The organism is Streptomyces sp. NPDC002784 (assembly GCF_053592135.1).
Genome location: NZ_JBSFVD010000114.1, coordinates 1 through 3,127, shown reverse-complemented (window position 1 = coordinate 3,127; position 3,127 = coordinate 1). Strand labels below are relative to the sequence as shown.

Genomic DNA, 3,127 nt, shown 5'->3' with positions numbered 1-3,127 from the left:
GCCGGTGGCCGTTCATCTATGCGGGCCCCATCCCAACGCCGGAGCAAACCCCCGGATCAGGTCGAACCCGTACACCACTTCCCTGGACGTAACCCGTGCGGCCGGTGCGTCGGCACTTGCGGACGATCGTGTAATTCCCCAGGGGTAGGTTCACCTGATCCCCCACCCGGCTGGTTGGCGTGAGGACTGGACATGAGGGCGTCTTCGGGTGGTCTGCGGCCTCTGGCAGGCTTCGGGGCATGGATTGTTCAAGCGGGCCGGGAAGTCGGAAAACTCTGCTCAGGGAGTGGATCCGGCTGACCTGAGCACGCCTGTTCTGCAGGGCGAGGACGTAATCGACCAGCTGGCTCGGGCGCGTGTGTCATGGGTGCTGGGCTCGGCGGACCGCTGGGGCCTGGATCAGCGGACGGGCCTCATCACGTGGACCTTCCCCGAGAAGAGCGCGACGGCGCCCGTGCAGATCCTGGCCAGCTTCAGCCCTTCGTCGGGCTCGTGGCTGTGGGCCTGGGCGAACGAGAGCATCCTCCCGGAGATGAGCCGCGACGCCCGAAGCGTTCGGGACTGGGCGGAAACGCATGGCCATCATGTTCTGGCCCAACCGAAAGGTCGACGCCGACGAGCAGGCGGCGGCAACCCGCGCAGCTCTGGCCGTCCGGATCACCAGGGCCACCGGCTTCTATGGGGGCCCGGGCGGCAACTCCGTCGCGATCACCACGCTCGGGCCGGTCACGTTGGCCGAGGTCGGCACGGTGGTCAGCCGCTTGCCCATCGCGGCCGGCACCAAGGACGGTGCCCGGTGTGGAGCGCCGCACGGAGCGGGACGACTCAAGCGTCGTACGAGCTGGCGCCCTCCTATCCACTGCGATGTCTCGGGCTGGCACCGATCGGGCGACAGGGGAACGGAGCGGGGGCCAGGGGAACGGAGCGGGGTCCAGGATGGGGCCGGAGAGTACGGAGGGGTCTGGGTGTGCGGCTGACCATTGACACGCCGATCGACACGTACGAGCAGGTGATGGCAGCCGTGCAGGTCGCGTACGGACTCAACCCCCCCCGCGGTGGCGAGCGGTTGGGCGGATGCCCAAGCGTTGGCGGCCCGGTCGGGACCGGAGACGCTGGGCGGCGAAGACATCTGTCAGGGCTGGATGGAGCGGATGTTGTTCGACACTCTCGCTTCCGTACGGCCCGGCGCCCGGGCCTACGGCGCCGCCTCGTCGAACTGGGTGGCACCGCGCCAGAGGGCGAGCCGGGTACGCAGGACACGCGGTGTGCCCCGACCTCATGCGCCCTGCGCATACAGCACATGGCGGCGGGGCTGGTGCCACGCCGAACACTTCGGACAGGTCATTCTGGTCGATCACGAGCAGAGCCTCGGGGCCGAGCTCGTGGCCGATTCCCTCACCGATTTCGTTCTGGGCCGGATGCGGGAGGAACGCCGTGACCGCCGCGGGGACGAGCTTCCGGCCGTGGCCAGGGTCGGCACCGGATGCCTGGGGACTATCCAGGCCGCCGCCCATCCCGCCTTGGAAGTCCTGTGCATCGGCGCCTGGGACGGCACACCGTTCAGCCTCGCGCCGGTTGCCGGACTGCCCCGCCTGCGCACTCTCACCGCCTTGCCCGGGACACTGGACGACCCGCTGGAGGTCGCTGGGCTCACCGGACTGGAGTTCCTGGAGCTCGGCGTCCAGGAATGGCGTGTCCTGCTGGACGCCGGAGCCGTTCCGCGCACCCTGAAAGCGGCAGCCATCAAGGTGCGGGACCCAGGACCACCTGCCCGTCGTGGCCATCGCCAACGAGATCCTGGACCTCTGGGACCGGCCCCAGATCGTACAAACGCTCCTTGAGGGAGACCTCGGCCCCGCGGCCTAACCAGTGGGCCGCACAAGGCGAGATGTAATTCACGCCCCCCCCGGAAGCTGAGCGCTGTATTGGCAGAACAGGCCATAGCGCTCAGTCACAGCTGGCCGGTCACACCATGATCCACCGTCCGCACCCTTCGAGTGCCCGATTATATGTTCGATGGCGTGGGGGGCGGAGGTGGATGTCATGACTGCGGACGTACCGGCACGCCAGAGGGCGACGGTGCTGCATGTGTACTGCCCGGACCGCCTGCCCGAGGAGGCCTACCCGCAGGTGCTGGAGCTGCTGGCGGCGCTCTCCCCGGTTGTGCAGGCGCTGCCGCTCACCGCAGCCCTCTCAAAGGCGAGGACCTCATCGACGCCGACAGGTCGCCCAGCAGATCAGCCTCGACGACGCCCGCGAAGCACGCCTGGTCGCCGAACCAGCCATCGACCGCGTCCGCACCAAGTTCGGCGCGGACGTCATCGGCCCGGCCGCAACCTTCCGCCGCGCCAGTAACCCTTCCCCTGGCGCCGTGCGCAACAGGCGACGGCAGACCACGCGGACCGACTTGTCCAGCGGGGCTGCTACTTGGGGCTGCCCCACAGCTCACCGCAGATGTGGATGGCCTGACCAGGAGAGGACCACGGCCCGCCCTTGAATCCGACGCTGTGGGCGAATTCGGGGTGCGCGTGACGTCGGCCTTCAAGACCCGGCTGTGGCCTTGAAGGCCGAGTTTGTCGTACGGGGTGGGTGCGGGTGTCGATGCAGCCGAGCGGGCCAGGCGAGATCCCTTTTTCCGACTGCCGGGGATGTCAGCAATGACGCCCTTGCCGGCTTTCCAGTCATGTCCGTTTCTGGTGAAAACTGGCGGCTTCCGTGCCGCCGCCGTGAGTTGACGTGCCTAGGGCAAGCGCTTACTTTCTGGGGAAAGCGCTTGCTCCCTCGCGGCCGGGCTCTTCCGGGCCGTACAGCGCCCAGAGCCGCACACGTTCCCGCGCCCCGCGGCCCGCAGTTCCGGAGCCGCACCGCCCCGCCGCCAGTTCAGCTCAGAGCCGCAAGCAAGCCGCAGTAACCGCACCCTGCAGAGCCGCAAGCCGCAAGCCGCAAGCCGCAAGCCGCACCGCCCCACCGGGGGCACCGTCCGGTCCGGCCTGCCTGGCCTGCCCGCGCAACGCCGCAAGGACCGCAGAAGCAGCAAAGCCGGAGAAAGGGACACCCGTCATGCGTTTGCTCACTCCACGATCCGCCGGACCGTCACGATTACCCGTCCGCCCGCCGTCGCCCGTCC

The 3,127-nt window shown here is 68.9% G+C and carries 1 protein-coding gene and 1 pseudogene; both read left to right on the top strand.

Annotated elements, in window-relative coordinates; translation table 11 throughout:
- Positions 1 to 208 precede the first annotated feature (208 nt).
- Positions 209 to 544 (top strand): annotated as a pseudogene (locus ACWD1Z_RS36910) (DUF6882 domain-containing protein); the annotation flags it as partial.
- 511 nt (positions 545 to 1,055) lie between these two features.
- Positions 1,056 to 1,841 (top strand): hypothetical protein, encoded by a 786-nt coding sequence (locus tag ACWD1Z_RS36905; RefSeq protein ID WP_451125219.1) that lies wholly within the window; start codon positions 1,056 to 1,058, stop codon positions 1,839 to 1,841.
- Positions 1,842 to 3,127 lie beyond the last annotated feature (1,286 nt).